This is a genomic window from Amycolatopsis sp. NPDC005961 (genome assembly GCF_040629235.1).
In the GTDB taxonomy this organism is placed as follows: Bacteria; Actinomycetota; Actinomycetes; order Mycobacteriales; family Pseudonocardiaceae; genus Amycolatopsis; species Amycolatopsis camponoti.
This window is the reverse complement of record NZ_JBEXVF010000029.1, coordinates 1-26,121: the sequence shown is the minus strand read 5'-3', so window position 1 is coordinate 26,121 and position 26,121 is coordinate 1. Positions and strand designations below refer to the sequence as shown.

Below are 26,121 nucleotides of genomic sequence, written 5' to 3'. Positions count from 1 at the left end.
AGGAGATCCATGTCGTCCGAACCCGTGGTGGACCTGCGTGATCCGGCCGTCCTCGACGACCCGATGCGCGGCTACGACCGCATCCTCGCCGAATCGCCGGTCTGCCGGGCCCGGCTGCCGAACGGCGAGGAGGGCTGGCTGGTGACCGGGAGCGCCGCCGTCCGCGCGGTGCTGTCGGATCCGGCCGTGCGCAACGATCCCACCGGCCTGCCGGGGCAGGGCGCGCAGACGCAGGAGGAGGCGTTCCTCGCGCTGGGCACGCCGCCGGAGCACCTGCCGTACCTGCGGGCGAGCCTGCTGAGCCTCGACGGCGCCGAGCACACCCGGCTGCGGCGCAGCATCAGCCACGCCTTCGGCGCGTCCCGGGTCGAAGCGTTGCGCCCCCGGGTGCGGGAGATCGTCGACGGCCTGCTCGACGACCTCGGCGCGGCGCCGGGCACGGTGAACCTGATCGACGAGTACGCCTACCCCCTGGCCATGGCGGTGGTGTGCGAGCTGGTCGGAGTACCCGAAGCGGACTGGGCGGACTGGTGGCGCTGGGGCAAGGTGCTCGTCGAGGGCGACCCGGCGCGGATCACGCCGACGCTGGGCGAGATGTTCGCCTACTGTCATGCGCTGGTCGACCGCCGCCGGGCCGAGCCGCGGGAGGACCTGCTCAGCCAGGTGGTCGCCCAGGACGACCTGACCGACGTCGACGCCGTGGCGCTCGTGGTGTTCCTGGTCCTCGCCGGGCACGAGACGATGGCGCACATGCTGTCGAACGGGGCCCTCGCGCTGATGCGCGACCCCGCCCAGCGGGAGCTGCTGCGCGAGGAGCCGGAGCTGTGGCCGGCGGCGGTCCGCGAGCTGGTCCGCACCGACGGCCCGGTCCAGCTGGCCCGGCTCCGTTACGCCGCAACGGATCTGGAGGTGGGCGGGGTGAAGATCAGCGCGGGCGACGCGGTCCAGGCGGTGCTGGGAGCGGCCAACCGCGACCCTGCCCAGTTCACCCACCCGCACCAGGCGGACATCCGCTGGCAAGCCGAGCACGGCGGCCGCGAGGGCAGCGTGGGATTCGGCTGGGGGCCGCACTTCTGCCTGGGGGTGGCCTTGGCGAAGGTGGAGGCCGAGGTGGTGTTGCGGGGCTTGTTCGACCGCTTTCCCGACGTGCGGCCGGTGGCGGAGCCGGAATGGGTGCGGCTGCCCCGGGGGCGGCACCGGGTCGCGCTGGAGGTGCGGCTGCACTGAGGCGGGCCGGTCACGCGCTTTCCCGCCGCTCCGCCCTGTCCCGGCCCCGAGCACCCGAGGTGGCGTTGGGTGCGCGCTACGCACCCGACGCGCCACATCGAGGCGCTGAAGATCGGCCAACAGGCCTTCCGAGCCCCGCCGCGTGCGCCCCGGCGGTGGCACCACCCGCGGAGGCGCACCCGCTGCCGCCGGCCGCCCTCAGCCCTGATTCACCGTGGTGCGTGGGCGTAGAAGCCCACCGGCATCGTCACGTCCGCGCTCGAAGCTCCGCACTCCAGCATCCACAGCGCCGCCGCCGGGCCCAGTTCGCGGCCCAGCGCCCCGAGCGCCGCCGGGTCCGGGGCCACCGCCCGTGCCTGCGAGACACCGCGAGCGAACGCCTCCGGGTCCCAGCCACCCGCATCCCCATCCCCCAGAGATCGCGCTCCCTCGGTCAGCGTCTTCACCGGCAGCGGGTCGGCCACGGCGAGCAGGCCGTGGGTGCGTTCGCCGGTCAGCACCCCCATCCAGCGTGAGCTCTCCGGGGTCGGCCGGGGGCCGGTCCAGCGGGGCCGGCCGTCCATGTCCGGCAGCTTCGCCGGGGCGCCGGACGCCGCCCAGCGGCCGGCCCACTCGACGGCCAGGCCCGGTGCGCTGCGCGTCGCCGGGTTGTGGAACCGGGCCATGTCCCAGCGGTTGCCCACCGCGACCGCGGCCAGGTCGCGGTGCGGCCACACCCGCGCCTCCCACCAGAATCCCCACGGGAACGCCGCCGTGTGCCCCCACCACCAGTCGTCGCCCAGGTCCGGGTCGGCGAGCTCGAGCGTCAAGCCGGAGAACGACCGGACGCCGTGCGGGCTCGGGCGCGCCGTCCGCGGGGTCACCATCGCCGCGAGCGACTCCGGCTCGACCAGCCCGCGGTCGCCCCGGGCGGTGCGCAGCAACGATTGCAGCAACCGCGCGAAATCCGTGGCGCTCGTGTACATCCCGACCCCCGGGTACGCCGAGGTGCGCAGGGGCGGGCTCGGCAGGCACCAGTCGCCGAACGCCAGGTACCCGGTCGCGCCGCCGGTGCTCGGAGCCCACGGGTTCCGCGTGCCGTCGTCGATGCTCGTGTCCGCCATTCCGGCCGGGGCGAACACTTCCCGGTGGACGCGGGCACCGTACGGTTCGCCGGTCACGTGCTCGACCACGCCGCCCAGGACCCCGACGCCGAAGCTCGAATAGGAGTACGACCCCGGCGCCGTCACCAGCGGCAGCACCCCGCCGTACTCCACGGCGCGCCCGATCTCGTGGCGGCGCCGGACGTAGTCGAGGACCGGCTCGGCCGGCGCCGTGTGCGCCGTGGCGGTGACGATGTCGCTGTAGTAGCCGGCCTCGTGGGCCGCGAGCATGGCGGTGGTGACGGGCGCCGCGCCGGGACCACGCAGCCCGGCGGGCAGCACCTGGTCGACGAGCGTGTCCAGGCCGAGCGCGCCCGCCTCGGCCAGCTGCATGAAGGCCAGTCCCGTGACGGGCTTGGTGAGCGAGCCCGCCGGCGCCGGCGTCCCGGCGGTCATCGGCGTCCTCGCGGCCAGGTCGGCGAACCCGGTCGCGGCCGTCCGCAGCTCGTCGCTCGTCGCCACCGCCACGGCGACCCCGGGGGTGCCGGTGACCGCGGCCAGCCGGGGCAGGACCGTGTCGAGCGCCGTCATCACGTCGTCGAGCATGCTTCTCCTCGCAAAGTCCATTGTGGACGATCAGCCGTCGGTGGTGTTGTAGTTGACGATCCGCTTCACCATGAGGGCGACGGCGCCGGCGAGCGGGCTGTCCGCGTCCCTGCGCGCCACGTCCGGCAGCCGGTGGGCCTGGTCCTCGGCGACCGCCACCATGCCCCAAAGCGCGTTGTAGCCCGAAGGATCCGCCGGCTTTTCCGCGGCCGCCGCGACGGTCACGACCGCATCCGGCGAGACGGCCACGCTCAGCGCGCCCATCTGCCGCAGCGTGCCGGGATCCGACTCCTCGGCGGCCACCACGCTCCAGCCCGCCACCTCGGTCTGGCGCAGGGCGCCGAGCAAGCTGCCCACCCCGCTGACAACGATGTCAGGTAGCACGAGGGCCACCGGTCCCCGCGTCATGGGCAAGGCGCACCGGATCGCCCCGTCGAGCCCCGGCTCGGACGCGTCGTCCTGGTAGACGAAGACCAGCTGAAAAGTCCCGGCGTAGCGCGCGAGGTACTTCACGGTGTCCAGCTTGTGCGGCCCGAACACGACGACCACGCGCACGGTGAGCCCGCTCTTCACCAGTTCGACGACGGCTTCCAGGCTGCGGTCCAGGATGGTGACCCCGGGCGCCAGGCAATGCAGTTCCTTCGCGTACGGCGCTCCGAAACGCGTTCCCAGTCCGGCACAGGGCAGGATGATCGAAACATCGGGCGTGGGGGCGGACGAAACAGGCATCGAGTGGCCCTCAAGTTCTGTTGACGGTCAGGAGCCCTTATGCGCCTTGACAGTAGTCACCGGAGACGGGTCGGCGCGAGAGGCAGTCGATCACCGGGGCGGCCGCTAGACTCCCCGCGGCACGGCCGAAACGTCTGCGAAGAGAACGAAGAGGGCGCGAATGCGAGTGCTGCTGTCGACGTACGGGACACGGGGCGACGTCGATCCGCTGGTGGCCCTCGCGGTGCGGCTGCGGGCGCTCGGCGCGGACGTGCGGATGTGCGTCCCGCCGGACGAAGAGTTCGCGGACCGGCTGGGCGGCCTCGGGATCGAGCCGGTGCCGGTCGGGCCGCCGGTGCGGGCGTTGATGCGCGCGACGGCGCCGCCGTCGGCGGCCGAGCTGGCCCGGTACCGGACCGAGCTGCTCGACACGCAGTTCGACGTCTTCCCCGCGGCGGCCGCCGGATGCGACGCGCTGGTGGCCGCCGGTCTCGCACAGGTCGCCGCGCGGTCCGTGGCCGAAGCCGCGGGCATCCGCTACGTGTACGTGACCTATGCGGCGGTCAACCTGCCGTCGCCGCACCACGCGCCGCCCCCGCGGCCGGGCTGGCCGGAGCCGGCGGACGCCGACAACGGGACGCGCTGGGAGCGGGACGCCCACCGGGTCAACGAGCAGTTCCGCGAGCCGCTCAACGGTCACCGGGCCGCGCTCGGCCTGCCGCCGGTGGACGACGTGCGCGGCCACGTCTACTCCGAGCGGCCGTGGCTGGCCGCGGACCCGGTGCTGGGACCGTGGCCGGCGACCCCGGGCCTCGAAGTGGTCCAGACCGGGGCGTGGACCCAGGAGGACGAGCGCCCGCTGCCGGCCGAGCTGGTGGCGTTCCTGGACGCCGGCGCGCCGCCGGTCTACGTGGGCTTCGGCAGCATCCGCCCGTCACCGGACATCGCCCGCTGGGCGGTCGAGGCCGCCCGGGCCCGCGGTCACCGCGTCCTCGTCTCCCGCGGCTGGGCGGACCTCGACGTGGCCGACTGCTTCGCCATCGGCGACGTCAACCACCAGCGCCTGTTCGGCAGGCTGGCCGCGGTGGTCCACCACGGCGGCGCGGGCACGACGCAGACGGCCGCCCGGGCGGGCGTCCCGCAGGTGGTGGTCCCCATCCGCCTGGCGGACAACCCGTACTGGGCCGGGCAGGTGGCGGCGCGCGAAGTCGGCGCGGCCCTCGACGGCCCGACGGCGACCGTCGAGTCCCTGAGCGCCGCGTTCGACACGGCGCTCGCCCCCGAGACCCGGGGCCGGGCGGCGGCGCTGGGCGCCGCGATGCGCACCGACGGAGCGGCCGAGGCCGCGCGCCGGCTGCTCGGCGAACTCGGGTGAGCGAGACCCGGCGGCGCCGCGGCGAAAAGTTTTTCCGCCGCCGTGTTGATCCGGGCGCCGCCCGTTCGACACAAGGGGGCGAAGGCCGAGAGGCGGCCACGCGGACGAGGAGAACACGATGTCGAAGTACATGCTGATCATGCGGGGCACCGACCACTCGAACGCGGCGATGCTGGACGCCATCGAGGAGTCGATGGCGGCGACCCGCGAGTACATCGAAGAGATGCTCAAGGCCGGCGTCCTGCTCGCCGCCGAGGGGCTGGACCTGCCGAGCCGCGGCGTCGTGGTCGATTTCGGCGCCGAGACCCCGGTGGTCACCGACGGGCCGTACGGGGAGACCAAGGAGCTGTTCGGGGGCTACTTCATGCTCGACGTCGCCTCGAAGGAGGAAGCGGTCGAGTGGGCCAAGCGGATGCCGGCCGTCCGCGGGTCCAAGATCGAGGTCCGCCGCGTGGCCGGCGACGACGAGATGCCCGAGCGGGGCTGATGGACACCGCCGATGTCGAGGCCGTCTGGCGGATCGAGTCGGCGCGGATCGTCGCCGCGCTGACCCGGTTCACCGGCGACTTCGGGCTGGCCGAGGACGCGGCCCAGGAGGCGGTGGCCGAAGCGCTGGTGTCGTGGCCGGTCGCCGCGCCGGCCAACCCGGCGGGCTGGCTGCGGGCCACCGCCCGGCGGCGGGCGATCGACGCGATCCGCCGCCGGACCGCCCTCCAGGACCGTTATGCCCTGCTGGCGGCCGGCCCGGAGGCCGAGGCCGGCGCGGAAGCCGACCCCGACCGGATCGACGACGACGTCCTGGCCCTGATGTTCATCAGCTGCCACCCGGTGCTCTCCCCCGAGGCCCGGGTGGCGCTGACCCTGCGGGTGGTCGCCGGCCTGTCGAGCGAGGAGATCGCGCGCGCGTTCCTCGTGCCCGTGCCGACGGTGCAGGCTCGCATCACCCGGGGCAAGAAGACGATCGCGGCGGCCGGGGTGCCGTTCGAGCTGCCGGCGGCCGGCGAGCGCCGGGAGCGGCTGGGCGGCGTCCTCAGCGTGCTCTACGTGATCTTCACCGAGGGGTCGACGGCCACGTCGGGCGACCGGCTGCTGCGCCCCGACGTCGCGTACGAGGCGATCCGGCTGGCCCGCACGCTGGCCGCGCTGCAGCCGGACGAGCCGGAGGTGCACGGCCTGCTCGCGTTGTGCGAGCTGACGGCCGCGCGCTTCCCGGCCCGGACGGGCCCGGACGGCGCGCCGGTCCTGCTCGAGGACCAGGACCGGCGCCGCTGGGACTTCTCGGCGATCCACCGCGGGCTGGCCGCGCTGGCCAAGGCGTCGCCTCGCGGCCTCGGCCCGTACGGCCTGCAGGCCGCGATCGCGGCCGTCCACGCGTCGGCGCCCTCGGTCGAGGCGACCGCCTGGGACCGGATCGTGGTGCTGTACGAGGCACTCGGCCGGGTGGCGCCCTCACCGGTGGTCGAGCTCAACAGGGCGGTCGCGGTGGCGATGGCGTCGGGTCCGGAGCACGGCCTGGCGATCGTGGACGAGCTGATCGCCGCGGACCGGCTCCCGGGGTCGCACCTGGTCCCGACGGTGCGAGGCGAGCTGCTGACCCGCCTCGGCCGGCACCCGGAGGCACGTGCCGAGCTGGAGCTGGCGGCCCGGTTGTGCACCAACGAGCAGGAACGCTCGGTGCTCCTGCGCAAGGCGGCTGCGCTGTCCTGACCGCTGCCCCGGGCCGGTCAGAAACCGGGGAACACCCGGCGCAGGTCGTCGAGCGAGACGCTGCCCTCGACGGTGACGCCCTGGTCGTACGGCGCCTTGAGCCGGCCGCTGATCAACCGGACCAGCGCTTCCGCCGGCCCGGTGAACGTCGCGGACGGCGCCTCGAGGTGGTCCACCACGGTGACGCCGTCGTCGATCACCAGTCCGCCGCCCGGGGTCGCGAGGGACACCGGCTTCTCGAGCTCGGCCGGCTTGGCGAGGAAGCCCAGCATGAACCCGACCGGCCCGGCCAGGAGGTCGACGAGCACCGCGGCCGAGCCGGCGTCCACCCCGGCGTCCGGGTCGAACGCCACGCGCACGTCCCACGAGTGGTTGGCCACCTCGGACAGGCGCATGCCCACGGCGGTCGCCAGCGGGACCGGCTCCGGCAGGAAGCCGAGGTCGACGGTCAGCGACGAACGCTGCTCGGGCGTGAACGCCTCGACCGTTTCGAGCCAGCGGCCGTTGTGCTCCAGGAAGCCCTCGGCCTGCGCGCGCGGGGTGGACCCGTCCCAGCGGGCCCAGATCGTCTGGTTGTCTTCGGCCGCCACGGTCTCGCCGGCGGCCCGCGCGATCGGCGCACGGCCGATCTCGGCACCGCTGCCGAGGTGGGAAAGGACCTGGGCGACGGTCCATTCCGACGCGCCACTCGTGACGGCGAGCTGGTCGTCGGTGAGGGTGCGGACGAGGGCGGCGAGCGCGTCGTGCTCGGAGCGGAGGGCGGTGATCGTGCGGTCCACGAGTTGGCTCATGCCACGCACAACTCCCGGACGCCCGCGGGTGTTCCGTGGATCACCGTGCCCGGGGACAGTGCCGGCGCCCGGGCAGGCTAGTTTGCCCGGGTGAGCCTCCTCGATGACGTGGCCGAGCGCGACGGCTGGCGGTGCTGGGTGTGCGACGAGCCGGTCGACCCCGGCATGTCGGTGAACGACCCGCGCGGACCCAGCGTCGACAGCCGGACCGCCGACCGGAAGGCCAAGGTCGCCGAGCGGCTGGCGCACCGCGGCTGCAACACCCGCAAGGGCGCGGTCAAGGTGGTCATCGCCTGGCCGGACCGCCTGCACGTCGCCGAACCCGCGCCGCTGATCACCGTGGCCGGCAGGCTGGAGCGCAAGGGCGGCCGCGAGATGGTGGCGCGCTCCCCGACCCGCCAGGACGCCCAGGAGGCGGCGGACTGGCTGGTGGACCGGTTCTCCCGGCTGGTACCGGACCTGCCGGTGACCGCCGCCGTCGAGCCGGGCGGCGGCCAGTTCCTCGTCATCCTCGCCACCGGCCGCCGCTGACCGGAGACCACCGCACCCCGGTGCCGCCGGGAAAGCGTTGGTGTGACGGCACGTTGCCACCACTCGGCCGGGCCGTGAGCCGCCGAGTGGAGCAATCCGTCGGTTTCCGCCCGGCTGGGGGCGGGACGGTGTTAACTTCCGTCCCTCATCCGCTGCCCGGAGCGAGGTGGTCCCGTCACCGTGACACCGCACATGGACAAGTTCGCCGCCTATCTGCGCATGTTGAAGGACCGCAGCGGGCAAGGCTACGAACGTCTGGGCCGGCTGGCCGGGGCCAGCGGCTCCAGCCTGCACCGGTACTGCTCGGGCAAGAGCGTGCCCGCCGACTACCGCGTGGTCCACTCGTTCGCCAAGGTCTGCGGCGCGTCCGCGGAGGAACTGCGCGAGCTGCACCAGCTGTGGGCGCTGGCCGATGCCGGCCGGGTCGACGAGGCGCCGCCGGAGCACGCCGAGACCCCGGGGACGACCGGCGAAGACGTCGCCCGGTCGCCGCGACGGCGCTGGTACGCCGTGGCCGTCGCGACCGCGGCCCTGCTGGCCGGCGGCCTGGTCTGGGTCACCGCCGACGGGTCCGAGCAGGCACCCGGCCGGTACGCCGACCGGGTGCTGTTCTCCCCCGGCTGCCAGCCGCCGGTGAGCATGGGCCAGCACGACGAGTGCGTCACCGAAGTGCAGAACCTGCTGGTCTCGGCCCAGGGGCGGCTCTCGGTCGACGGCTCGTTCGGCCCGGAGACGCTGCGCCGGGTCACCGCGTTCCAGGTGCTGGCCGGCCTGCCCGCGCGCGGCGTCGTCGACGAGGCCACCAAGACCGCGCTCTACGACCACCGGACGAGCCTGGCGGGCTGGTCGGCGGACCAGGTGGAACAGCGGGTCCGGGCCGTGTTCACCGAAGCGCCGGACACCGCGGTCGCGATCGCCCGCTGCGCCTCGTTCCTCGATCCGCTGTGGGTGCTGCCGAACACGAACGGCAGCCGCAACTGGGGCGTGTTCCAGATCTCCGACGCCCGCCTGCTGGACCTCGGCGGCACGCCGCGACAGGCGTTCGACCCGGCCTGGAACATCGACGCGGCGCACCGCCTGTGGAGCGCGCACCACGACTTCCACGACTGGCCGTCCTGCTCGGCGGCGCTGGAGAACCCGCTGTCGCACTGAGGGCGAAGCCCGCGCCCTCCGAGGTGGCGGCCCCGGGGAAGGGGCCGAGGGCGCGGGCTTCGCGGCACTGTCCGGGAACGGCTGACGCCGGAAACCCCCGAGGGCTGGGTTTCCGGCGTCAGACCCCCAGTCGCCAGTCAGACCGTCCCGTTCTCCCACCACCACGCGCGGCCGAGGTCGGCCCGGCTGTCCACGTGCTGGTGGTCGGTGTTGTAGGTCTCCAGGCCGGAGAAGCCGCTGGTCTCGGCCTTCTGGTAGACGGTCTTGTTGGCCACGCCCGGCACGTCCAGGTCGGCGGCGGTGCCGTACATGTGCATGCTGTCGCTGGCGCCGCCGATCTCGGCGTTGTGCGCGATGCTGCGGAACCCGGAGTTCACCGTGATCGGCTTGTTCCCGAGCTTCTTGCGCACGGCCTCCAGCTTGTACATGCAGCGGCGGGCGTTCTCCTTGGCGGTGGCCGCGCTGACCTTGCCGCCGTTGAAGGTGCCGCTCACCCGGTCGGTGAACTCGCTGAAGTTGAAGTGCGCGGTGGACCCGTCGCTCTGCTCCAGCGCGTTGAGCGCGGACTGGGTGGCCGGGCCGACCTCGCCGTCGGCCCCGAGGCCGTAGGCCGCCTGGAACCGGCGGACCGCGGCCGCCGTGCCGGGGCCGAACTCGCCGTCGATCGAAACCCGGCTGTGGCTGGCCGAGTCGGCCGCCCAGCCGGCGACGCGGATCTGGAGTTCGGTGACGTCGGCGCCCGTGTTGCCCTGCACGAGGGTGCGGGACCACGTGTACGCCTGGGCGGTGCCCGACAGCAGCAGCGGGCTGACCGCCGCGGCCGCGCCGACCACCACCGCGCTGCGGAGCATCGTGCGGCGGCTCATGGGGAGACTCATTGTCGTCCTTTCCTAGCGGGGATTCAGCGGTTGGCGAGCTGGTCGAGAGCGGCCTGGGTGCCGTTGAAGACGTCCCCGGTCGCGGGCGCGGGGATGCCGTCGGGGATGGCCGCGTCGGTGTACTGCCACATCAGCCAGGTGCTCGACCCGGCGGGCAGTGCCGGCTGCGTGACGGACTGGCGGTAGTCGGCGAGCTGCATCGGATAGGCGGAAAGCGCCGTGGTGCCGCCCAGGCACGCGTCCAGGAACGACTTCTGGGTGTAGATGATCGGGGTCCGGCCGAACGCCGCCTGCACCTTGTCCAGCCACGCCTTGGCGTCGGCGACGGTGACGAAGGGCGGGCAGCCGCCGGAGCCGTCGTCCTTCCACTCCAGGTCGAACACGGGCGGCAGGTCGCCGGCGCGCTTGCCGGTGTACCCGGTGGCCTTCACCGCGGCGATGAACCGGTCCGCCTGCGCCGCGCCGGTGTTGGCCGCGGTACCCGTGTAGAAGTGGTACGGCCCGACGGCCAGGCCGGCGTTACGCGCGGCGGGCAGGTCCGTCGCGAGGTACTCATCGGTCGTGTTGAGGCCGCGGGTCGCCTTGACGGTCGCGAACTCGACCCCGGACGCCTTCACCGCGCCCCAGTTGATCGGCGCGCCCCCGGGGTGCTGGTACTTCGCCGTGTCCACGCCGTCGATCGGGTGCCCGGCGGGCTTCGGCGGGGTGCAGTAGGTGTTGCGGCTGGACCAGTCGGTCACCTTCGCCCAGGTCGTGGGCCCGGCGACGCCGTCGGCACTGGCGTTGACGCAGTGCTGGAACTGGATCACCCGGTTCCGGGTGCCGTCGCCGAAGTTGCCGTCCACCGTCAGCGGCGGGTAGTGGCCCGGCTCCATGGCGAGGTTCAGCCGGCACTGGAGTTCCTTGACGTCCACGCCGGTGGACCCGCTCTGCAGGGTCGGGCGGGCGGTGGACAGACCGCACACCACGCTCTGCGCGGCGTCGGAGGTGCCCTGGGTGGCGCACTTCCGGGGCCGCGCGGACCACGAGTTCAGCGCGGCCCAGGTGTTCGGCCCGATCTGGCCGTCCACGCTCAGCGCGGCGCACCGCTGGAACACGCGCACGCGGGCGTCGGTGGCCGGGCCGAAGGAGCCGTCCGCGCCGATCGGCGTGTACCGGCCGGCCTTGGTGGCCAGGTTCAGTTCGCACTGGGCCTCGGCTACTTCGGCGCCGGAAGACCCTTGCTTCAGGGTGGGCTGGGCGGTGGTGTGTCCGCACACCGCGACGGGTTCGGCCGCGACCGCGGACGCGGTGGGGAACACCAGCAGCGCCGCGACGGCCAGAGCGAGTTTTCGCATGGCGAGGAGGCTGGCAGTGGTCGCCCGGCCGGTCTCGGGTCGACGCCCGACTCGGGACGCCGGGACAGTCCCACCCCGCCGGACCAGCGGGAACGCCACCCCCGTGGGACACCGCTGGGATGCCCGCCCGGCGGCCGTCCGGCGTTTTCCGTGGAATATCCGGTCTCGCGGACCGTCCCCGCTCATACCCGCCGCCGGTTCGGGAGCCGGCGGATTCCTCCACTGTGGACGCCCCACCGGGCACGTGACCCGCGTTGCCTTCGCGGGTCCGTGGTCCACACCGGCCGGTAGCATGCGGCCGGTGACCGACAGCCACGACGACCGGCCGGACCGTGCCCGGAAGGTGTCCCGCTTCGTCGACCGGCTGCGGGCGGCCGACCAGCGCCCGGGCCTGGTCCGCTCCGCGCGGGCGGTGCGGCGCCTGATCCCCGGCGACCGCGACCTCGGTGACGCGCTGTCGACGACCGCGGGCCACCCGTCGGACCGGGTCGCCCGGCTGCTGGCCGAAGCGAAGGCCGAGCAGCCGAGCGCGATGCGTGAGCTCGGGCTCGCGGCCGTCCAGGTCTGGCAGGCCGTCGCCCAGGGCCGCGACGGCGACACCGGCGAGACGACGATCGTGTTCACCGACCTGGTCGGCTTCTCCAGCTGGGCCCTCGACGTCGGCGACGCGCGGGCGCTCGAGCTGCTGCGCGCCGTGTCGACGGCGAGCGAGGCGACGATCGCCCGCCACCGCGGCCGGGTCGTCAAGGGCCTCGGCGACGGCTTGATGGCCGTCTTCGGCGATCCGGCGGCCGCGGTCGAGGCGGCGTACGAGACGTGTGGCGCGGTCAGCGCGATCGACCTCGGCGGCTACCGGCCCCGGCTGCGGGCGGGCCTGCACACCGGGCACCCGCGCAAGGTCGGCCGCGACTACTTCGGCGTCGACGTGAACATCGCGTCCCGGGTCGCCGACGCGGCGGCCGGCGGCGAAGTCCTCGTCACCGGTGACGTGCTGGCGAAGGTCGACACCGCCCGGTTCACCGTCCGGCGGCGGCGCAAGTTCCGCGCGAAGGGCGCGCCCGGCGACCTCGAGGTGTTCGCCGTCGTCCCGCGCTACGACGCACCCTGATCGGGCGATTCCCGACGAGATATGTCACAGGTGCGCGGGCGGGATCAGCCACTAAAGTCATTGCGTACGCTTCACAACCGACCAGGACAGGCGCATGCCCGCGAACGCGATCGACCAGCCGGACGACTGGACCACGCCCGGGGCGCACGCGGTCGCGCCCGGCATCCACCGCATCCCGTTGCCGCTGCCGATCGCCGGCCTGTCCACGGTGAACGCCTACGTGCTCGAAGGCCCGGACGGCCTGGTGCTGATCGACCCGGGCTGGGCGAGCCCCGCCAACGAGCACGCCGTCACGGCGGCGCTGGCCGAGCTGGGCCACCGGCTCGGCGACGTGCGGACCTGCCTCGCGACGCACCACCACTGGGACCACTACACGCAGGCCTTCGCGTGGCGTGAGCCGCTGGGCGTCCGGCTGCTGATCGGTGAGAACGAGCGGTTCAGCATCGACGGCTTCGACACCACCAACCCGTTCCCCAACCACCCGGAGCTGCTGGCCCGCTGCGGCGCCGACGAGCTGGCCGAGCGGGTCCTCGCGATCGACATGTCCGGCGCCGAGACGCCCTACGGCCCACCCGACGGCTGGCTCCGCGACAACGACCGGATCCCGCTGGCCGCCGGCGAGCTGGAAGCGATCGCGACCCCGGGGCACACGCGCGGGCACGTCGTCTACGCCCACTCCCCGGCCGGCGTGCTGTTCGCCGGCGACCACGTGCTGCCGAGGATCACGCCGTCGCTGGGCTTCGAAGTCGCGCCCGAGCCGGCGCCGCTGCGCTCGTACATCTCGTCCCTGAAGCTCCTGCTCGGCCGGCCCGACCAGGTCCTGCTGCCGGCCCACGGCGCGGTCGGCCCGAGCACCCACGCGCGCGTGCGGGAGCTGCTCGACCACCACCGCGAGCGGCTCGACGAAGTCAACGAGCTGCTGGTGGCCGGCGCGACGACGGCCTACGAGGTCGCGCGGCGGCTGCCGTGGACCCGGCACCGCAGGCAGCTCGACGCGCTGCAGCTGGAACACCAGCTGTCCGCGGTCATGGAGATCGAGGCCCACTTGGACGTCCTGGCCCACCTCGGCCGGGTCACCCTCGAAGAAACCCCCGCGGCGCGCCGGTACAACGCCGCTTAGCTAGCTCTTCGCGGCGTCGAAGAACCGCTCCAGCTCGCCCCGGATGTCGGGCCCGCAGGGCTGGAACACGATTTCCGTGACGCCCCGGGCGGCGGCTTCGTCCAGCCGGTGCCGGATCTGCTCGCGCGTTCCGCTCATCGTCACGTCCCGCACCATGCGGTGGCCGCCGGCGTTCCAGGCCGCCTGGTCGGCCTCCCCCAGCTCCACGCAGTGACCGGTGTGGACCGCCAGGTGCCGCCGCTCCGGCGGCGTCCGCTCCACGACGTCCATCCACTCCGGACCGCCCGGGAGCGCGCGCACGGCGTCGGGGCCGCCGAACTCGTACGCGCCGTGGTAGGCCAGGGCCCAGCCGGGTCCGGCGGCCTGGCGCGCGTGCTCGGTTTCGGTCGTCTCTTCTTCGTCGAGGACCGTGCCCCACACGAGGTAGGGCACCCACGAGTACTCGGTCGCGAACCCGGGCAGCTGCAGCGTGACGTACAGCCCGTCGCCGAGCTCCTTGGCCACCCGGTGCCCCTTCGGGCCCAGCGCCCCGATCAGGACGGGGACGTCGACGGGCCGGGCCGGCGCGTGCCCGCCGGGGTGCAGCATCTGCATCCGCGCCCCTTCCCACTCGACGACGTCGCCCCGCAGGAGACCGCGGTAGGCCCGGATGTAGGACTCCATGTAGGACCACGGGATCGCGCGGTACCCCATGGCGCGGCGGCCGGTGAACCCGGTGCCGAAGGAAACCGCGACGCGGCCGGGTGCCAGCGCGGCGAGGGTGGCGGTCGCCGCGGCGTTGACCATCGGGTGCCGCAGGCTGGGCACCAGCACGCCGGGGGCGAGCCCGATCCGCTCGGTCCGTTCGGCGGCCAGCGCGAGGGTCATCCACACGTCGGGACTCTGCTGCGGCGTGTCGTAGACCCACGCCCGCGCGTAGCCCAGTTCTTCGGCCACGACGATGTTTTCCGGCGAGTCCAGTGCCGTCGGGAAAGCGCAGGAGACCTCCATGAGGTCCTCCGTTCGGCTCGGCGGATCAGGGCAGGCCGGCGTGCGGGACCTCGACGTCGACCGCGAGGAGCTGGGCTTCGCGCACGGGACGGCGTTCGTGCTCGGCGAAAGACGGTGCGGCGCAGAGGAACAACGTCCGCCCGTCGTCGCCGCCGAGCATGCAGGCGAAGACCCCGGTGCCGGCGTCGACCTCGTCGAGGATCCGGCCGCCCTCCTCGACCCGCAGGACGCGGTTGTGGACGGCGTCGGCCACCCAGATCGCGCCTTCGGCGTCGGCGCAGATGCCGTCTGGGGCCACTTCGAGCCGCTGTACCGCCTCGCCGACGTCGTCGGTCCGCGGCGTCTCGCCGAACTGCGCCCAGACAAGGCGCCCGCTCAGCTCGCCGTCCTCGCCGATGTCGAAGGCGGTCAGCCGCCCGGCGAAGGTCTCGGCGACGACCAGTACGCCGCCGGGCAGGATCACCATGCCGTTGGGGAACCCGAGGTCCTCGGCGGCGACGGAGACGCTCCCGTCGGGGTCGACGCGGGTGAGCGTCGTGTAGCGCAGAGGCGCGCCGCCCATGAGGTCGAAGCCGAAGTTGCCCACCCAGGCGCGGCCGCGGTCGTCGACGACCATGTCGTTGAGCACCCCGGACACGACGCCGGACAGGTCGGCGTTCTCGGTCAGCCGCCCCGATCCGTCGCGCACGAGGACGCGGTGGTCGCGCATCGACACGACGAGCAGGCGTCCGTCTGGCAGGAAGCCGAGCCCCGACGGCTGCCCGGGGACCTCGGCGACGACTTCGGTGCCGCCGCGGCCGTCGATCGCCACGACCCGCTCGGTGTAGAAGTCCGACACCCAGAGCCGGCCGTCGTGCCACCTCGGGCATTCGAGGTAGGAGAAGCCCTCGACCACCACGGCGGGTTGTGCTCGTCCCATCCCGGCCTCACCCTTTCGCTAACTGAGCGCACAGTTACCATGACCGCGGGGCCGGGACGTGTCAAGTCCGGCATCGGGAGGGGTCCGGGATGTCAGGGACAGAGCGCCGTCGCGGCGGCGGGAGATATCCGGTGGCGGCCGCGATGGAGCTGACGACCGACCTCGGCCCCGAGTCGATCCCCGGCGAGTTCTGGGGTGAGCACACCTCCCCGGTGGCCCGCGCGCTGCTGTCCTCGGCCGTGCAGTGCTTCGCCCGCAAGGGTTTCCACGCCACCACGACCCGCGACATCACGGCCGTCGTCGGCCTCAGTCCCGGTTCGCTGTACGTGCACTTCGCCTCGAAGGAGGCGGTGCTGTTCCACATCGCGCGCACCGGTCACGAGCGCGCGCTCGCGGTGCTGGCGGCCCAGCAGGACGACGGCGACGCCCGGAGCCACGTCCGGCGGCTGGTCGCCGGGCACGTGTCGTGGCACGCCCGCCACCACACCGTGGCGAGGGTCTGCCAGTACGAGCTGGCGGCGCTCGCCCCGGAGCACCTCGGCGAGGTTCTCGACCTCCGCCAGCAGTTCTCGGCGATGCTGCGGACGGCCGTGGAACGCGGAGCCCGGGAGGGCGTCTTCGACGTGCCCGACATCGACCGCGCGGTGCGCGCGATCCTGTCGCTCGGCATCGACCTGGTCCGCTGGTACCGCCTCGACGGCGCGGACTCCCCCGAGGCTCTCGGCGAGTCGTACGCCGAGCTGGCCGCCCGCATGCTCGGCGCGCCCTCCCCCACCGGCGAGGGTCCCGGCTGATGGCGCCGGCAGAGCCGCGAGCGTCGGAGATAGGGCCGACCGCCGCGCTCGCCGTCACCTCCGGTCAGCGCACTTGATGCACCTCCGCGTCGCCGGAAGGGCCATCAGCCGGCCCTCGGCGATCGGGCCGCCGCAGCGCTCGCACACCTCGTAGGTTCCCGCGCGCACCCGGTCGGCGGCCTGGGCGAGCGCTGCCAGCTCGTCCTGGGCCTGCCGCAGCAGGGCCTGGACCTGCGCCCGCTCGAAGGCGATCGTCGCGCCTTCCGGGTCGTGTTCGTCGTCGGCGCTGGTGAACTCCGATGCCGCCACGATCTCGTCCCGCTGCCTCGCCAGCGCCTCCGCCAAGCGCGCCGTCTCGGCCCGGGCTCGCTCGATCAGCTCCGTCGCGGTCCGCTCATCCACGGCGGGCTACCTCATGCCGTGCCATGCCCACCACACTAGTTCGCCGGAGCCGCGGCGCCCGTTCGAAGGCCGGAGAGGCCGACGAGGTCGGCGGCGGTCCGGGCCATCGCGATCGCGCCGTCGAGCCGTCACCGGGCCTGCCCGGCGTCACCGGGCCGGCGTCGCCGTCCCGATGATCAGCGGGTGGACCACCGAAGGCATCCCGCGCCAGTGCGCCGTGCTCAGGTCCTCGATGTCGAACCGCTGCTTGACGAGCGCGACGGTGTCGCGGTCGCACCGGCAGCCCTGCGCGAACGCCGCCCACGGCCCCGCGAACCGCGCCTGCCTCCGCGCGAGCTTCGGGTCCTCGGCGCGGACGTGCTCGCAGAACAGCAGGCGCCCGCCGGGCCGCAGTACCCGCACCAGCTCGGCCAGCACGCGATCGACGTCGGGCACCGTGCAGAGGACCAGCGTCGACACGACCGTGTCGACGCTGGCGTCCGCCATCGGCAGCGCGTCGGCGGACGCCCGCACCGGCCGCATCCCGGCCCGGCCCCGGACGCTCTTTTCGAGCCGCCGGTACATCGCCGGGACGGGCTCGGTCAGCACGACCTCGGCCGCCGGCGGGTAGTGCCGGACGTTGAGACCGGTCCCCGCGCCGATCTCGACCACCTGCCCGCGCACGCGCCGCAGCAGCTCCGCGCGCCGCCCGGCCAGCCCCAGCCGCTCCCCCCGGCGCAGGAACGGTTCGTACAGCGCCGCCCCGAACCGTTCGCCGAGCCCGTCCCGTACCCCCACGCTGTCCCCTCCGGTCATCGAGCCTCCTTCGCACCGCCGATGGGCCACAGCACACCAGCCACGGCCCGCCCGCCGCATCACCCGCTCGTGCCATTCCGGGCACTGGCCCGAACCGGCCACGCCGGCCCGCGAAACCGCCTACGCTCGGGGAATGCCGGGGCAGGACCAAGTCGTGCGGTTCACCGGTGGCCCGGACGATCGCGCGATCGCCTGGGCCACCGTGGGCGAGGGCCCGCCCCTCGTCGTCGGCGGCTGGTGGAGCGGGCACCTCGAGCTGGACTGGCGGGACCCGTTGTTCCGGCGGTTCGCCGGGCTGCTCGGCGACCGGTTCACGCTCGTCCGCTACGACCGGCCCGGCGTCGGCATGTCCGACCCCGCCGGGCCGCTGGTCACCTCGCTCGCCGACGAGGTGGCCGCGCTGAGCGCCGTCGTCGACGCGACCGGCGAGAAGGTGAGCCTGTTCGGTGGATCGTCGGGGGGCTGCGCCGCGATGGCGTACGCGGCGGCCCACCCGGACCGCGTGGAGCGGCTCGTCCTGTACGGCAGCTACGCGCGCGGCGCCGAGATCGCTCCGGCGGAAGCTCGGGATTCCTTGCTTGCGCTCGTCGGACGGCATTGGGGCGTGGGCTCCCGCATCCTCGCCGACCTGTTCCTGCCGACCGCGACCGCGGCCGAGCGCGACGACTTCGTCCGGTTCCAGCGCGCCGGCCTGACCCCGGAGAAAGCGGTGCGCTCGCTCGCGGCCGTGTACGAGTTCGACGTCCGGGACCGGCTGGGCGCGATCGAGGTCCCGACCCTCGTGCTGCACCGCCGCGACGACCGCGCGATCCCGTTCACCCTGGGCCAGGACGTCGCCGCCCGCATACCGGGCGCCGGCTTCGTCCCGCTCGACGGAACCGACCACCTGCCGTGGCGCGGGGACGTGGAGTCGCTCGTCCGCCCGGTGCGGGAGTTCCTCGGCGCCGGGCGTCGAGCCCGCCGGGCGGACTCGACGCGCCCCGAGCTCTCCGAACGCGAGCTCGACGTGCTTCGCCTGGTCGCGCAAGGGTTGAGCGACCAGGAGATCGCCCGCCGGCTCGGGATCAGCGCCCACACGGCGCACCGCCACGTGTCGAACATCCGCGGCAAGCTCGGGGTGTCGTCGCGCGCGGCGGCCGCCGCGCACGCGGCCACCGCCGGGCTGCTCTGACGGTCGCCGCGTGCGTTCCGCGTGATCAAGAACGGATGAACTCCAGCAGGTCGGCGTTGACGGTGTCCGCGTGGGTGGTCGGCATGCCGTGCGGGAAGCCCGCGTACGTCTTGAGCGTGCCGTTGCGCAGGAGCTTCGCCGACAGCGGCGCCGAGTCGGCGTACGGGACGATCTGGTCGTCGTCGCCGTGCATGACCAGCACCGGCACGGTGATCTTCTCGAGGTCGGCGGTGAAGTCGGTCTGGGAGAACGCGACGACGCCGTCGTAGTGCGCCTTCGCGCCGCCCATCATGCCCTGGCGCCACCAGTTGCGGATGATCGCCTCGGACGGCTCGGCGCCGGGCCGGTTGTAGCCGTAGAACGGGCCGGCCGCCAGCGACAGGTAGAACTCGGACCGGTTCGCCAGCAGCTGGGCCTGCAGGTCGTCGAAGACGCTCCGGGGCAGGCCGCCCGGGTTGGCGTCGGTCTGCACCATCAGCGGCGGGACCGCGGCGAGGATGGCGGCCTTGGCGACCCGGTCCTCGCCGTGCCGGCCGAGGTAGTGCACGACCTCGCCGCCGCCGGTCGAGTGTCCGATGTGGACCGCGTCGCGCAGGTCGAGGTGGGCGGTCAGCGCGGCCAGGTCGTCGGCGTAGTGGTCCATGTCGTGGCCGTCGGCGACGTCGGACGAGCGGCCGTGGCCCCGCCGGTCGTGGGCGATGACGCGGTAGCCCTGCCCGGCGAAGAACAGCATCTGGGTGTCCCAGTCGTCGGAGGTCAGCGGCCAGCCGTGGCTGAAGACGATCGGCTGACCCGTTCCCCAGTCCTTGTAGAAGATCTCCACACCGTCGGGGGTCGTGATGGTGGGCATCGGCATCTCCGTCCGGGCAGGCGTCAGGGACACGCCGAACCTAGCGTGTCGCGGGCCACAGCGGCAGACTTAGTCAAGTTTTGTGACTATCATAAATCTGGACCAATCGACCGAGCACGAGGAGCTGACGATGTCGGTCATCGAGCTGACCACCTTCACCGTGGCACCGGAGAACACCGCGGCGATGCTGGCCGCCCGCCCGGGCATGGTGGCGGCGTTCCGCGAGGACCGGCGCGGCTTCCTCGCCGCCCGCCTGGTCCGTCTCGACGAGCGGACGTGGCTGGACTTCGTCGAGTGGACCGACGACGCCGCGTGGGACGAGTCGAAGGCCAAGGGCGGGAACCGGCCCGCGATCGCGGCCTTCTTCGCCACGATCGGCGGCCTCGTCGGCGCCGAGCGCGGCGTGCGCTACGACGACGCCGAAGACAGCTCCCGCCGGGTCCGCACCGTCGCCTACGGTCCCGAGCCGTCGCAGGTCGGCGAGCTGTACCTGCCCGAGGGCGACGGCCCGTTCCCCGTCGTGGCCCTCATCCACGGGGGTTACTGGACGGCCGTCTGGGACCGCCGCCAGATCACCGGCGTCGCCGACGACCTCGTCGCCCGGGGCTACGCGGTGTGGAACGTCGAGTACCGCCGGATCGGCGAGCCCGGCGGCGGCCGGCCGGGCACCTTCCTCGACGTCGCCGCGGCCGTCGACGCCCTCGACAGCATGGACCCGGCGCTCGACACCGCCCGCGTCGTGCTCCTCGGTCACTCCGCGGGCGGGCACCTCGCCGCGTGGGCCGCCCACCGCGGCGCGCTTCCGCCCGAAGCTCCCGGTGCCCGCCCGAAGATCACGCCGATCGGCCTGGTCTCGCTGGCCGGCGCGCTCGACCTGAAAGCGGCCGACGCGGCCGGCTTCGGGAAGGTCCTGGCCGACCCGGACGCCGAGCCGCCGAAGGACGCCCCCGAGCCCGCGCGCCCCGAAGCGTGGGCGGGAGTCGCGGAGGCCGTCGGCGAAGGGATCGTGCCGCTGCTGGTGGCCGGGCACTACGCCTGGACCTCCCCGCTGGAACTGGCGGGCGCGGGTGTCCCGGTCCTCGCCGTGCACGGCACCGCCGACGAAGCCGTGCCCGCCGAGTGGAGCCGTCGCTACACCAGGCAGGTCACCGACGAGGGCGGGGCCGCCCGCTACGTCGAGGTCGAGGGCGGCACCCACTTCGACGTCGTCCGGCCGGGCCACCCGGTCTGGGCGGAAGTCACCGGCTGGATCCACGAAACCGTTACCGGACAGGAGAAGGCGTGAACCACGAAGAGATCTTCGAGCAGGCGTGGGCGGCGCCGGAAACGACTTCGGTCGAGCTGCCGGCGATCCCGGTGAACGACGTCCTGCGCGAGCGCTACGACGTGCGGCCACCGTTCGCCTACACCGGAGCGCAGCTGTGGGACATGGAGGTCCGCAAGGCCGCGGCACCGGACAAGTACATCCCGACGGTCGTGAAGGCCGGCAGCGCCGAGAAGTTCCCGAGCGTGCGCCACGGCCGTTTCGAGGACTTCACGCGTGTGTCGGACCAGCGCCGGTGGGCCGACCCCGCCCGGTTCGCCACGATCATCGAGCACGTGCGCCTCGACCACGAGAACCGGCGCGCGTTCTTCATCGGCGCAGAACGCTTCGAAGCCCCGGACGGCCGCGTCTTCACCGCCGGCGCCGGCCAGCCGATCTTCCACGTCGAGCACTCCGTCGCCGGCCCGGAGGACGCTCCGCTCAACCTCTGGCGCATCGTGCACCTGACCGGCGAACCGGACCGGTCCCTGGTGGACGCCTTCGACGAGCTGGCGAAGGACCGCTACCTGCGGGTGTTCATCGAGGTCCACCTGCGGGACGACCTGGGCCGCGAACTCGTGCGCCGGTGAGCCCGCGGGCTCAGGATCGCGCCCGGTGGGCGGCCTCGGCCGCGTCCGGAGGCGTGGTCGGGTAGACGTCGGCGTCGAAGAACCGGGCGAACGGCAGCGTCGCCAGCGTCTGCGCGACCTGCTGCTCGTCGGCGGCGATGACCTCGACGAACGTCGCGCGCCGGGCGGGGGAAACGTAGTGGGCGCCGATCTTGCCCTCCGCGCGCAGGACTTCCAGCTGCTTCTGCTCGTCGTCTCTCAGCGCGGCGAACTCGGCGAAGTCCGTGTCGTCCCGAAGGGTCGCGAACACCATGAACGTGGATGTAGCCGACATGATCCGTCCTCCAGCAGTGATGTCATCTGATGACATGACTCTAGCACGGCGATGTCATCAGATGACATCACTGAGCGCCGGAACTACACTCCCGGCATGGGACGATGGGAGCCGGGAGCCGATGACCGGCTGCGCGAGGCCGCTCTGGCCCTGTACCTCGAACACGGCTTCGACCAGACCATGGTGGCCGACATCGCCGACCGCGCCGGCGTGACCGCCCGGACCTTCTTCCGTTACTTCGCCGACAAGCGCGAGGTCCTCTTCGACAAAGCGGGCGAGATGGCGGAGAAGTCGCTGGCCGCCTTGGAAGCCGCGCCCGCCACGGCGTCGACGCTGGCGGTCGTCGCGGCCGCGCTGGACGCCGCGGCCGACCTGGTCGGGCGGGATCGTGAGCGCGCGCGGCAGCGGCACGCGGTGATCATGGCCAACGCCGACCTCCGCGAACGGGAACTGATCAAGCTCGCCCACATGTCGGCCGCCCTCGCCGACGGGCTTCGACGTCGAGGGGTCGACGACACCGAAGCGGTCCTGGCCGCCGAAGCCGGCGCCGCGGTGTACCGGGTCGCGTTCGAACGGTGGGCCGCCGACGACGACCTCGACCTGCGCGACGCCATTCGCCAGTCGTTCGAGCAGCTGCGCACCCTGACCGCCGCCGGTTGAGCACCGGGGTGCCCGGTCATTGTCCGGCGGGCGGGAGATCACCTGGCCAGGGCCGGGCCCCGGCCAGCAAGCCGATCATGCCCGCCACCAGCCGCATCTGCTCCACCGTGCGGATGTCCGCCTCCACCAGCCTCGGCGAGCACACCAGGACCGCCAGGACCTGAGCCCGCGACAACGCGACGTTCAAACGATTGCGGGACAACAGGAAGTCGAGGCCGCGGGGCAGGTCGACCGCCGAGGACGACGTCATGGTCGTGATCACCACCGGGGCCTCCTGGCCCTGGAAGCGGTCGACCGTGCCCACCCGCACGCCCGGGAAACCGGCGTCCGCCAGCGCCCGCGTCACCGTCCGCGCCTGCAGGTTGTACGGGGCCACCACGACGATGTCGGTGTCCGCCAGCGGGCGGCCGGGGGCGTGGTCCGTCCACCGGCGACCGACCAGCGAAGCGACGATGTCGACGACCGCCGCGGCCTCCTCCACCGAGCGGGTGGTGTTGCCGTGGTGGTCGACCTCGGCCAGGTAGAGCCCGGCGGGGACGTCCTCGAGAGCACGCTCGGCGGCCGACGGGTGGGCGTGCAGGCGCCCGGCGTAGGACAGGTTCGACACCGGCTCGCACACCGCGGGATGCATGCGCCGCGTCTCGTCGAGGAAGTAACCCAGCGCCGCCGGCATGATGTCGGCCTCGCCGATCAGGTGACCCAGCGCCGACGCCTCCGCGCCCGCCGGGTGGGTTCCCTGCACCACCTGCGGGAGCTGCTGCGGGTCGCCCAGCAGCAGCAGGTTCTTCGCGCACATCGACACCGCCAGCGCGTCGGCCAGGGCGAACTGGCCGGCCTCGTCGATGATCAGCAGGTCGAACGGCTCCTCGCGGACCGCGGCGTTGGCGAACGTCCACGCCGTGCCGCCGACCAGGTGCCCGGTGTCGTGCTCCTCCCGCCACTTCACCAGCGCCGGGTTGCTCTTCGGCTGGTCCCACGGCGCGGCCGGGTCCGGGGTCCGCTTCGCGCGCTTCGCGCAGGGCAGCTCCGGCGCGCTCTTCTTCGCCGCGCTCAGCACGTTCTCCACGGCCTTGTGGCTGGTGGAGGTGACGGCGACGGTGCGCCCGGCCCGCACGAGGCGGGCGATCAGCTTGCCGGCCAGGAACGTCTTGCCCGCCCCCGGCGGCCCCTGGACCGCGAGCGTCGAGCCGTCGAGTGCCTCGACCGCGTCGATCACCGCGGCGATCGGGTCCGCCCCCGGCTCCGGCAGGTCCGCTCCGCCACGCAGCCGCGGCGGGGTCCGCCGGAGCAGGTCGACACCGGGGTGCCGCGGCAGCGCCGGGAGGGCGTCGCCGACCAGCTGCGCGAGGTCGGCGACCGCCTCGTCCTTGGGCGAGGGCCGCACGGGGCTGCCGGGCAGCACCGCGACCGGCCGGTCGGCGGTGGTCGCGTCGGGCGGGCAGCTCTCCTCCAGGGTCAGCTCCACCGCCGACGCGGCCGCGACCTTGGCGTCCCGCGTGGTTCCGGCGTAGCGCAGCCGCACCTCGTCGCCCGGCGCGAACGGGTGCGGCCGGTCCGGGTCGCACGCCAGGACCAGGGTCCGCTTCGCGGTGCGGACGCGCCCGGCCGGCGGGACCCACTCCCCCGCCTCCAGCGAAACCGGCACGGTGCACGAGGTGTCGACCTCGAGGTCGCCGAGCGGGGCGGCCAGCTGGCGGAAGTACTCCCACCACGCGGGGTTGGTCTCGCGGCGGTGGTAACCGACCGCCGCCGCCAGCAGCGCGCGGGCCCGCTCGTCGCCGGTGAACTCGGCCGGGTCGTCCGGCAGCCCGTCGAGCAGCGGGTCGACCAGCGCGGCCAGCCGCTCGGCGCGTTCGGCCCGGCGCTCGGCGGCGACGTCCTCCTCCGCCTCGCGCAGCAGCGCGTCTTCGGCGGACTCCTCGGCCGGCGCCGCGAGCTCGATGCCGGCGTCCGCCCGGACCTGGTGGAGGAACTCGACCAGCCGCAGCGCCGAGACGCAGTCCTCCTCGCTGTCCCCGGCGATGCCGCGCAGGACCTCCTCGGCCCGGCCGGGCTCGGCCGACCGCGCGAGCACCAGGTACTCCTCGTAGGCCTCCACGTCCGACAGCGCGGTCTTCACGTCGCCCTCGCGGGTGCCGGGACGGTAGAGCGGCTCGAGGTGCCGGATCGAGTAGGACCGCTGCGAAACGCGCAACGCCTTGCGGACCACCGTGTGCAGGTCCACCAGCGCGCCCCCGCGCAGCAGCTGGTCGACGGTCTCCTCGCGGGTCCCGTGCACGGCGGCGAGCCGCTTGATCGCGGTGACCTCGTACGGCCCGTAGTGGTAGACGTGCGAGCCGGGGTGCTCGGCGACCCGCGCCGCGGCGAAGTCCACGAACTCCTCGAAGGCCCGCTTCTCCTCGGCGCGGCTGTGCGCCCAGAACGGGGTGAACCGCTGCTCGCCGCCCGGGGTGAGCGCGCCGAAGAGGAACTCCAGCCCTTCGCCGGCCAGCGCGTGCGGATCACCCGCGAGATCGGCGAAGACGTCGCCCGGCGCGGGCGCCGGCAGGGCCGCCAGGGCGTCGGGGTCGACGATCTCGTAGCTGACCTCGCCGGTGGTGTCCTGCCGCACCTGGAGCGCGGCCTGTGCCCGCAGCGTCGTGAACGCGGTGGCGGAGAGGTCCCGCGGCCGGTCGCCGGGGGTCGCCGCCGCGAGTGCCTCGATGGTGCCCAGCCCGGCCGCGGTCAGCTTGCGGCGCTGGTCGCCGCGCATCCCGGCCACGAGCAGGAGATCGCGGTCGGCCTCGCGGGCCGACGCGCAGTGGCGGGCGTACCCGCAGCCGGCGCAGGCCGGGCGTTCGTCGGCCCACACCGGCACCGGCAGCACCGTCGGACGGTCGCGCAGCCGGGCGCGCAGCCGGTCGACCAGGGGCCGGAAGTCCTCGACCCGCAGCGTCCGGGTGCCGCCGTCGCCCAGCCGCAGGTGCACGTGCGGACCGGTCGGCCAGCCGGCCCGCCGCAGCGCGTCCGCGAACGCGACCAGCCGGACCACGGCCGCGGGTTTCGCCTGCCGGGCCGGCTCCGCGTCATGAACCTCGTAGCGGCCTTCGCCGTCCTGGATCAGGAAGTCCGCGACGCCGGAGAAGTCCGCGTCGTGGAGGACGGCCTGGTGGATCACCGCCGCGCCCGACCACAGCGCCGCGGCGGTGGTCTCGGCGGCGGCGACGGGGTCCCGGGTGTCGATCTCGAAGACGTCGCGGCCTTCGGCACGCAGGCGCGCGAGCATCACCCGGGCGGCCGCACGGCCCCGCCGTCCGGCGGCCGGGTCCTGCACGGGACGAGGCGCGCCGGGCAGGTCCGCGGCCTGCTTGAGGACGCTGCGGTGTTCACATTCGAGCAGGTCGGCGAGATCGGCTGGGGTGTGCATCGCCGGGCAGTCTGACACGGCGGCACCCCACCCGCGCGGACACCACGCCCGGAACCGCCGCCGGCGATCCCGGGCGCGTCGCCCGCTGGTGTCAGGGCTTCTCGAAGTGCTGGTAATCGATCGGGGTGTCCCAAGACCCACCCCACGTCCAACCCCGAGTGGTGAACGCCCGCTCCGCCACATCACCCGCATGGATCATCCCCGGCAACGCCTGCGACCGATCGACATACGGCGCACCATTGGGCGGATACACCGCACCACTACCGGAGATGTACGGATTCTGCACCGTGTCCACATCGATCGCCC

26 protein-coding genes are annotated in these 26,121 nt (G+C 73.7%); 13 read left to right on the top strand and 13 right to left on the bottom strand.

What is annotated here, in order from left to right:
• The first annotated feature begins 9 nt into the window (after nt 1-9).
• The gene (locus ABZ342_RS25120) at nt 10-1,227 is read left to right on the top strand and encodes a cytochrome P450 (protein ID WP_360477420.1); all 1,218 of its coding nucleotides are present in this window, start codon (nt 10-12) and stop codon (nt 1,225-1,227) included.
• Nucleotides 1,228-1,436: 209 nt separating this feature from the next.
• On the opposite strand, the gene ABZ342_RS25115 is transcribed toward ABZ342_RS25120, so the two are convergent.
• Nucleotides 1,437-2,915 (bottom strand): serine hydrolase domain-containing protein, encoded by a 1,479-nt coding sequence (locus ABZ342_RS25115; protein ID WP_360477417.1) that lies wholly within the window; start codon nt 2,913-2,915, stop codon nt 1,437-1,439.
• A 30-nt stretch (nt 2,916-2,945) separates the two neighbouring features.
• Nucleotides 2,946-3,644 (bottom strand): hypothetical protein, encoded by a 699-nt coding sequence (locus ABZ342_RS25110; RefSeq protein WP_360477414.1) that lies wholly within the window; start codon nt 3,642-3,644, stop codon nt 2,946-2,948.
• Between the two features lie 160 nt (nt 3,645-3,804).
• Between ABZ342_RS25110 and ABZ342_RS25105 the strand changes: the two genes are divergently transcribed.
• From ABZ342_RS25105 to ABZ342_RS25095, 3 genes are all read left to right on the top strand, one after another.
• A complete protein-coding gene (locus ABZ342_RS25105) occupies nt 3,805-4,998 on the top strand; it encodes a glycosyltransferase (RefSeq protein WP_360477411.1) in 1,194 nt (397 codons plus the stop codon).
• A gap of 118 nt (nt 4,999-5,116) precedes the next feature.
• Nucleotides 5,117-5,485: a YciI family protein gene (locus tag ABZ342_RS25100; protein WP_155546946.1), complete on the top strand. Its 369-nt coding sequence runs from the start codon at nt 5,117-5,119 to the stop codon at nt 5,483-5,485.
• Nucleotides 5,485-6,705, top strand: coding sequence for a sigma-70 family RNA polymerase sigma factor (locus tag ABZ342_RS25095; protein ID WP_360477407.1), 1,221 nt, complete (start codon nt 5,485-5,487; stop codon nt 6,703-6,705). Before ABZ342_RS25100 ends, ABZ342_RS25095 begins: the two co-directional genes overlap by 1 nt.
• Before the next feature lie 17 nt (nt 6,706-6,722).
• On the opposite strand, the gene ABZ342_RS25090 is transcribed toward ABZ342_RS25095, so the two are convergent.
• Complete coding sequence (locus tag ABZ342_RS25090) at nt 6,723-7,496, bottom strand: maleylpyruvate isomerase family mycothiol-dependent enzyme (RefSeq protein ID WP_360477404.1); 774 nt, start codon at nt 7,494-7,496, stop codon at nt 6,723-6,725.
• Between the two features lie 90 nt (nt 7,497-7,586).
• On the opposite strand from ABZ342_RS25090, the gene ABZ342_RS25085 reads away from it, so the two are divergent.
• Together ABZ342_RS25085 and ABZ342_RS25080 are read left to right on the top strand one after the other, a co-directional pair.
• Nucleotides 7,587-8,027 (top strand): hypothetical protein, encoded by a 441-nt coding sequence (locus ABZ342_RS25085; RefSeq protein ID WP_360477401.1) that lies wholly within the window; start codon nt 7,587-7,589, stop codon nt 8,025-8,027.
• A gap of 180 nt (nt 8,028-8,207) precedes the next feature.
• A complete protein-coding gene (locus ABZ342_RS25080; RefSeq protein WP_360477398.1) occupies nt 8,208-9,179 on the top strand; it encodes a helix-turn-helix domain-containing protein in 972 nt (323 codons plus the stop codon).
• A 137-nt stretch (nt 9,180-9,316) separates the two neighbouring features.
• Here the strand turns inward: ABZ342_RS25080 and ABZ342_RS25075 are convergent, their stop codons facing one another.
• Nucleotides 9,317-10,045, bottom strand: a complete 729-nt coding sequence (locus ABZ342_RS25075) for a D-Ala-D-Ala carboxypeptidase family metallohydrolase (RefSeq protein WP_360477395.1) — start codon at nt 10,043-10,045, stop codon at nt 9,317-9,319.
• Between the two features lie 35 nt (nt 10,046-10,080).
• Nucleotides 10,081-11,394 carry a GH25 family lysozyme gene (locus ABZ342_RS25070; RefSeq protein ID WP_360477392.1) on the bottom strand — a complete coding sequence of 438 codons (1,314 nt, stop codon included), beginning with the start codon at nt 11,392-11,394 and terminating at the stop codon, nt 10,081-10,083.
• Nucleotides 11,395-11,695: 301 nt separating this feature from the next.
• Here ABZ342_RS25070 and ABZ342_RS25065 point away from each other — a divergent pair, with 301 nt between their 5' ends.
• Together ABZ342_RS25065 and ABZ342_RS25060 are read left to right on the top strand one after the other, a co-directional pair.
• Entirely contained in the window at nt 11,696-12,502 is an 807-nt protein-coding gene (locus ABZ342_RS25065; protein WP_360477389.1) for an adenylate/guanylate cyclase domain-containing protein, read from the top strand.
• Nucleotides 12,503-12,596: 94 nt separating this feature from the next.
• Nucleotides 12,597-13,622 (top strand): MBL fold metallo-hydrolase, encoded by a 1,026-nt coding sequence (locus ABZ342_RS25060; RefSeq protein WP_360477386.1) that lies wholly within the window; start codon nt 12,597-12,599, stop codon nt 13,620-13,622.
• On the opposite strand, the gene ABZ342_RS25055 is transcribed toward ABZ342_RS25060, so the two are convergent.
• Nucleotides 13,623-14,612, bottom strand: a complete 990-nt coding sequence (locus ABZ342_RS25055) for an LLM class flavin-dependent oxidoreductase (RefSeq protein WP_360477383.1) — start codon at nt 14,610-14,612, stop codon at nt 13,623-13,625.
• A gap of 25 nt (nt 14,613-14,637) precedes the next feature.
• A complete protein-coding gene (locus ABZ342_RS25050) occupies nt 14,638-15,531 on the bottom strand; it encodes an SMP-30/gluconolactonase/LRE family protein (protein WP_360477380.1) in 894 nt (297 codons plus the stop codon).
• An 89-nt stretch (nt 15,532-15,620) separates the two neighbouring features.
• Between ABZ342_RS25050 and ABZ342_RS25045 the strand changes: the two genes are divergently transcribed.
• Nucleotides 15,621-16,325 carry a TetR/AcrR family transcriptional regulator gene (locus ABZ342_RS25045; RefSeq protein WP_360477377.1) on the top strand — a complete coding sequence of 235 codons (705 nt, stop codon included), beginning with the start codon at nt 15,621-15,623 and terminating at the stop codon, nt 16,323-16,325.
• A 54-nt stretch (nt 16,326-16,379) separates the two neighbouring features.
• Here the strand turns inward: ABZ342_RS25045 and ABZ342_RS25040 are convergent, their stop codons facing one another.
• Both ABZ342_RS25040 and ABZ342_RS25035 read right to left on the bottom strand, forming a co-directional pair.
• Nucleotides 16,380-16,727, bottom strand: coding sequence for a TraR/DksA C4-type zinc finger protein (locus tag ABZ342_RS25040; protein ID WP_360477374.1), 348 nt, complete (start codon nt 16,725-16,727; stop codon nt 16,380-16,382).
• A gap of 147 nt (nt 16,728-16,874) precedes the next feature.
• A complete protein-coding gene (locus ABZ342_RS25035) occupies nt 16,875-17,522 on the bottom strand; it encodes a class I SAM-dependent methyltransferase (protein ID WP_360477371.1) in 648 nt (215 codons plus the stop codon).
• Nucleotides 17,523-17,655: 133 nt separating this feature from the next.
• Between ABZ342_RS25035 and ABZ342_RS25030 the strand changes: the two genes are divergently transcribed.
• Nucleotides 17,656-18,693, top strand: a complete 1,038-nt coding sequence (locus ABZ342_RS25030; RefSeq protein WP_360477368.1) for an alpha/beta fold hydrolase — start codon at nt 17,656-17,658, stop codon at nt 18,691-18,693.
• Between the two features lie 25 nt (nt 18,694-18,718).
• On the opposite strand, the gene ABZ342_RS25025 is transcribed toward ABZ342_RS25030, so the two are convergent.
• Nucleotides 18,719-19,543 carry an alpha/beta hydrolase gene (locus tag ABZ342_RS25025; protein ID WP_155546932.1) on the bottom strand — a complete coding sequence of 275 codons (825 nt, stop codon included), beginning with the start codon at nt 19,541-19,543 and terminating at the stop codon, nt 18,719-18,721.
• A gap of 130 nt (nt 19,544-19,673) precedes the next feature.
• Here ABZ342_RS25025 and ABZ342_RS25020 point away from each other — a divergent pair, with 130 nt between their 5' ends.
• Nucleotides 19,674-20,828, top strand: coding sequence for an alpha/beta hydrolase fold domain-containing protein (locus ABZ342_RS25020; protein WP_360477365.1), 1,155 nt, complete (start codon nt 19,674-19,676; stop codon nt 20,826-20,828).
• Nucleotides 20,825-21,436, top strand: a complete 612-nt coding sequence (locus ABZ342_RS25015; RefSeq protein WP_360477362.1) for a hypothetical protein — start codon at nt 20,825-20,827, stop codon at nt 21,434-21,436. Before ABZ342_RS25020 ends, ABZ342_RS25015 begins: the two co-directional genes overlap by 4 nt.
• Nucleotides 21,437-21,446: 10 nt before the next feature.
• Here the strand turns inward: ABZ342_RS25015 and ABZ342_RS25010 are convergent, their stop codons facing one another.
• Entirely contained in the window at nt 21,447-21,749 is a 303-nt protein-coding gene (locus tag ABZ342_RS25010) for a muconolactone Delta-isomerase family protein (protein ID WP_360477359.1), read from the bottom strand.
• Between the two features lie 96 nt (nt 21,750-21,845).
• Here ABZ342_RS25010 and ABZ342_RS25005 point away from each other — a divergent pair, with 96 nt between their 5' ends.
• Complete coding sequence (locus ABZ342_RS25005; RefSeq protein WP_360477356.1) at nt 21,846-22,409, top strand: helix-turn-helix domain-containing protein; 564 nt, start codon at nt 21,846-21,848, stop codon at nt 22,407-22,409.
• Nucleotides 22,410-22,425: 16 nt separating this feature from the next.
• On the opposite strand, the gene ABZ342_RS25000 is transcribed toward ABZ342_RS25005, so the two are convergent.
• Both ABZ342_RS25000 and ABZ342_RS24995 read right to left on the bottom strand, forming a co-directional pair.
• Complete coding sequence (locus ABZ342_RS25000; protein ID WP_360477353.1) at nt 22,426-25,815, bottom strand: TM0106 family RecB-like putative nuclease; 3,390 nt, start codon at nt 25,813-25,815, stop codon at nt 22,426-22,428.
• 91 nt (nt 25,816-25,906) lie between these two features.
• Nucleotides 25,907-26,121 (bottom strand): M15 family metallopeptidase (locus tag ABZ342_RS24995; protein ID WP_360477350.1); only part of this gene is annotated, 215 nt, incomplete at its 5' end.

Coding starts and splice junctions, on each gene's coding strand:
- ABZ342_RS25120 (WP_360477420.1), top strand. CDS start 10: ATGTCGTCCGAACCCGTGGTGGACCTGCGTGATCCGGCCGTCCTCGAC.
- ABZ342_RS25115 (WP_360477417.1), bottom strand. CDS start 2,915: ATGCTCGACGACGTGATGACGGCGCTCGACACGGTCCTGCCCCGGCTG.
- ABZ342_RS25110 (WP_360477414.1), bottom strand. CDS start 3,644: ATGCCTGTTTCGTCCGCCCCCACGCCCGATGTTTCGATCATCCTGCCC.
- ABZ342_RS25105 (WP_360477411.1), top strand. CDS start 3,805: ATGCGAGTGCTGCTGTCGACGTACGGGACACGGGGCGACGTCGATCCG.
- ABZ342_RS25100 (WP_155546946.1), top strand. CDS start 5,117: ATGTCGAAGTACATGCTGATCATGCGGGGCACCGACCACTCGAACGCG.
- ABZ342_RS25095 (WP_360477407.1), top strand. CDS start 5,485: ATGGACACCGCCGATGTCGAGGCCGTCTGGCGGATCGAGTCGGCGCGG.
- ABZ342_RS25090 (WP_360477404.1), bottom strand. CDS start 7,496: ATGAGCCAACTCGTGGACCGCACGATCACCGCCCTCCGCTCCGAGCAC.
- ABZ342_RS25075 (WP_360477395.1), bottom strand. CDS start 10,045: ATGAGCCGCCGCACGATGCTCCGCAGCGCGGTGGTGGTCGGCGCGGCC.
- ABZ342_RS25070 (WP_360477392.1), bottom strand. CDS start 11,394: ATGCGAAAACTCGCTCTGGCCGTCGCGGCGCTGCTGGTGTTCCCCACC.
- ABZ342_RS25060 (WP_360477386.1), top strand. CDS start 12,597: ATGCCCGCGAACGCGATCGACCAGCCGGACGACTGGACCACGCCCGGG.
- ABZ342_RS25055 (WP_360477383.1), bottom strand. CDS start 14,612: ATGGAGGTCTCCTGCGCTTTCCCGACGGCACTGGACTCGCCGGAAAAC.
- ABZ342_RS25050 (WP_360477380.1), bottom strand. CDS start 15,531: ATGGGACGAGCACAACCCGCCGTGGTGGTCGAGGGCTTCTCCTACCTC.
- ABZ342_RS25045 (WP_360477377.1), top strand. CDS start 15,621: ATGTCAGGGACAGAGCGCCGTCGCGGCGGCGGGAGATATCCGGTGGCG.
- ABZ342_RS25035 (WP_360477371.1), bottom strand. CDS start 17,522: ATGACCGGAGGGGACAGCGTGGGGGTACGGGACGGGCTCGGCGAACGG.
- ABZ342_RS25030 (WP_360477368.1), top strand. CDS start 17,656: ATGCCGGGGCAGGACCAAGTCGTGCGGTTCACCGGTGGCCCGGACGAT.
- ABZ342_RS25025 (WP_155546932.1), bottom strand. CDS start 19,543: ATGCCCACCATCACGACCCCCGACGGTGTGGAGATCTTCTACAAGGAC.
- ABZ342_RS25020 (WP_360477365.1), top strand. CDS start 19,674: ATGTCGGTCATCGAGCTGACCACCTTCACCGTGGCACCGGAGAACACC.
- ABZ342_RS25010 (WP_360477359.1), bottom strand. CDS start 21,749: ATGTCGGCTACATCCACGTTCATGGTGTTCGCGACCCTTCGGGACGAC.
- ABZ342_RS25005 (WP_360477356.1), top strand. CDS start 21,846: ATGGGACGATGGGAGCCGGGAGCCGATGACCGGCTGCGCGAGGCCGCT.
- ABZ342_RS25000 (WP_360477353.1), bottom strand. CDS start 25,815: ATGCACACCCCAGCCGATCTCGCCGACCTGCTCGAATGTGAACACCGC.